Raw genomic sequence first — 3,411 nt, forward strand, 5'->3', positions numbered from 1 at the left:
CTGGGGAGAGGGTTAGGGTGAGGGGAACAAACCAGTGCCGGTGCGAACTATCCCCTAAACCCCAACCACTTTACGCAAAATATCGATATACACCGGCATCAACGGATGGCGAATTAACACCACCAGCGCCACCACGCCAGTGGCAGATATCAACGGTGTCAGCCACAACAAATGACCACGCGACAAATAATGACTTAAACGGTCAGTTGCTTTACCGCTGCGCCATAACCGCCAACACAGCCAGCCGCCAACCCACAAAAACACCGCCGTCGCCAGCAACAGCCACTTAAACTCACCGCTCTGCATCCCGGCAGGAATATCAATCGCCGCGCCCGCCAGAATCCCCGGCAGGAAGTAAAACGGCGGCCACAACAAACAGCCGATAATATTTGGCGTGATAAATTTCGCCACCGGCAGATCCAGCATCCCCGCCACCATTGGCACCAGCGGACGCGTCGGGCCGACAAAACGACCGACCAGAATGGTGAACATGCTGTGCTGATGCAGCGCATGTTCGGTTTTGTCGAGTAGTGCTTTGTTTTTCTTCAGAAATGACCAACGATGCAACGGCTTTTTAAAACGCCAGCCCAGCCAGAAGGAGATCCAGTCGCCCATCAGGCAGCCAATAATCCCTGCCAGCCAGGCGTGCCAGAAACTTAACTCGCCACTGCCAATCAGCGCCCCCAGCCCCGCCATCAGCACCGTACCGGGTAGAATCAACCCGACCAGCGCCAGCGACTCCAGAAAAGCCACCAATAACACCGCCATCAATGAGTACACGGTGGATTGGGTAATAAAGTGTTCCAGCAATGCTTGCATAATGTGCCTGTCAAAGGGACGAAGCAGGGATTCTGCAAACCCATTGCCACTCCGTCAAGCCATCAATTGTCTGATTCGTTACCAGTTATGACAACCTGACAGCTACATCATTCACTTTTTCTTCACAACCAGCACGGAACTCACTAGGGCTCGCCCCGGTACATTTTTTAAATACCCTGGAAAAATAGAGTTGATCATCAAAGCCAACATTGCGCCCGACGGTGGCGATAGGCATCCGGGTGGTGCTCAAAAGCAGCTTCGCCTGACTAATGCGCTGGTCCTCGCGCCAGCTTAAGACGCTAATCCCTAACTGCTGGCGGAACAGATGCGACAGACGCGACGGCGACAGGCAGACATGCTGCGCGACGCTGGCGATATCAAAATTGCTGTCCGCCAGGTGATCGCTGATGTACTGACAAGCCTCGCGTACCCGATTATCCATCGGCGGATGGAGCGACTCATTAATCGCTTCCATACGCCGCAATAACAATTGCTCAAGAAGATTTATCGCCAGTAATTCCGAATAGCGCCCTTCCCCTTGTCCGGCATTAATGATTTGCCCGAACAGATCGCTGAAATGCGGCTGGTGCGCTTCATCCGGGCGAAAGAAACCGGTATTGGCAAATATTGACGGCCAGTTAAGCCATTCATGCCAGTAGGCGCGCGGACGAAAGTAAACCCACTGGTGATACCATTCACGAGCCTCCGGATGACGACCGTAGTGATGAATTTCTCCCGGCGGGAACAGCAAAATATCGCCCGGCCGGCAGACAAATTCTCGTCCCTGATTTTTCACCACCCCCTGACCGCGAATAGTGAGATTGAGGATATAACCTTTCATTCCCAGCGGTCGGTCGATAAAAAAATCGAGATAACCGTTGGCCTCAATCGGCGTTAAACCCGCCACCAGATGGGCGTTAAACGAGTAACCCGGCAGCAGGGGATCATTTTGCGCTTCAGCCATACTTTTCATACTCCCGCCAATCAGAGAAGAAACCAATTGTCCATATTGCATTAAACATCATCAGCATTGCGTCCCTGGCGGGCTATCTTCACTAATCCAACCAGCAACCCCGCTTGTGAAAAGCATTTTGTAACAAGGAGGGACGAAAGCCATGACAAAAACGCGTAACAAAAGTGTCTATAATCGCGGCAGAAAAGTCCACATTGATTATTTGCACGGCGTCACACTTTGCTATGCAATAGCATTTTTATCCATAAGATTAGCGAATACTGCCTGACTGTTTTTATCGCAACTCTCTACTGTTTCTCCATACCCGTTTTTTTTGGATGGAGTGAAACGATGGCGATTGCAATTGGCCTCGATTTTGGCAGTGATTCTGTGCGAGCTTTGGCGGTGGACTGCGCCACCGGTGAAGAGATCGCCACCAGCGTAGAGTGGTATCCCCGTTGGCAGAAAGGGCAATTTTGTGATGCCCCGAATAACCAGTTCCGTCATCATCCGCGTGACTACATTGAGTCAATGGAAGCGGCGCTGAAAACCGTGCTTGCAGAGCTTAGCGCCGAACAGCGCGCAACTGTGGTCGGAATTGGCGTGGACAGCACCGGCTCGACGCCCGCACCGATTGACGCTGACGGTAACGTGCTGGCGCTGCGCCCGGAGTTTGCCGAAAACCCGAACGCGATGTTCGTATTGTGGAAAGACCACACTGCGGTTGAAGAAGCAGAAGAGATCACCCGCTTATGTCACACACCGGGCAACGTTGACTACTCCCGCTATATTGGCGGTATTTATTCCAGCGAATGGTTCTGGGCGAAAATTCTCCACGTTACCCGTCAGGACAACGCTGTTGCGCAATCTGCCGCATCGTGGGTTGAGCTGTGCGATTGGGTGCCAGCCCTGCTTTCCGGCACCACCCACCCGCAGGATATCCGTCGTGGACGTTGCAGCGCCGGGCATAAATCACTGTGGCACGAAAGCTGGGGCGGCCTGCCACCAGCCAGTTTCTTTGATGAGCTGGATCCAATCCTCAACCGTCATTTACCTTCCCCGCTATTCACTGATACCTGGACTGCCGATATTCCGGTGGGCACCTTATGTCCGGAATGGGCGCAGCGTCTCGGCCTGCCTGAAAGCGTGGTGATTTCCGGCGGCGCGTTTGACTGCCATATGGGCGCAGTTGGCGCAGGCGCACAGCCTAACGCGCTGGTAAAAGTTATCGGCACTTCCACCTGCGACATTCTGATTGCCGACAAACACAGCGTCGGTGAACGCGCGGTGAAAGGTATTTGCGGCCAGGTTGATGGCAGCGTGGTGCCTGGATTTATCGGTCTGGAAGCAGGCCAATCGGCCTTTGGTGATATCTACGCCTGGTTTGGTCGCGTACTCGGCTGGCCGCTGGAACAGCTTGCCGCCCAGCATCCGGAACTGAAAGAGCAAATCAACGCCAGCCAGAAACAACTGCTTCCGGCGCTGACCGAGGCGTGGGCCAAAAATCCGTCTCTGGATCACCTGCCGGTGGTGCTCGACTGGTTTAACGGCCGCCGCACACCGAACGCAAACCAACGCCTGAAAGGGGTGATTACCGATCTCAATCTCGCCACCGACGCCCCGGCGCTGTTCGGCGGGTT

Annotated in this window: 3 protein-coding genes; 1 reads left to right on the forward strand and 2 read right to left on the reverse strand. The window is 54.1% G+C overall.

Translation table 11 applies throughout. The features are described 5' to 3' along the window. Positions 1-54 precede the first annotated feature (54 nt). Both EQY_RS0121380 and araC read right to left on the reverse strand, forming a co-directional pair. Positions 55-819, reverse strand: a complete 765-nt coding sequence (locus tag EQY_RS0121380; RefSeq protein ID WP_001148380.1) for a DedA family protein — start codon at positions 817-819, stop codon at positions 55-57. 85 nt (positions 820-904) lie between these two features. Further along, positions 905-1,783, reverse strand: a complete 879-nt coding sequence (araC, locus tag EQY_RS0121385; protein WP_016159393.1) for an arabinose operon transcriptional regulator AraC — start codon at positions 1,781-1,783, stop codon at positions 905-907. Between the two features lie 339 nt (positions 1,784-2,122). Between araC and araB the strand changes: the two genes are divergently transcribed. Further along, on the forward strand, positions 2,123-3,411 hold a 1,289-nt coding region (araB, locus tag EQY_RS0121390), incomplete at its 3' end, for a ribulokinase (RefSeq protein ID WP_000951850.1).

The sequence above is a fragment of the Escherichia sp. TW14182 genome, from assembly GCF_000208525.1.
GTDB lineage: Bacteria > Pseudomonadota > Gammaproteobacteria > Enterobacterales > Enterobacteriaceae > Escherichia > Escherichia ruysiae.

Excerpts from the sequence above, each read along its gene's own strand:
- araC (WP_016159393.1), bottom strand. The coding sequence starts at position 1,783 with ATGGCTGAAGCGCAAAATGATCCCCTGCTGCCGGGTTACTCGTTTAAC.
- EQY_RS0121380 (WP_001148380.1), bottom strand. The coding sequence starts at position 819 with ATGCAAGCATTGCTGGAACACTTTATTACCCAATCCACCGTGTACTCA.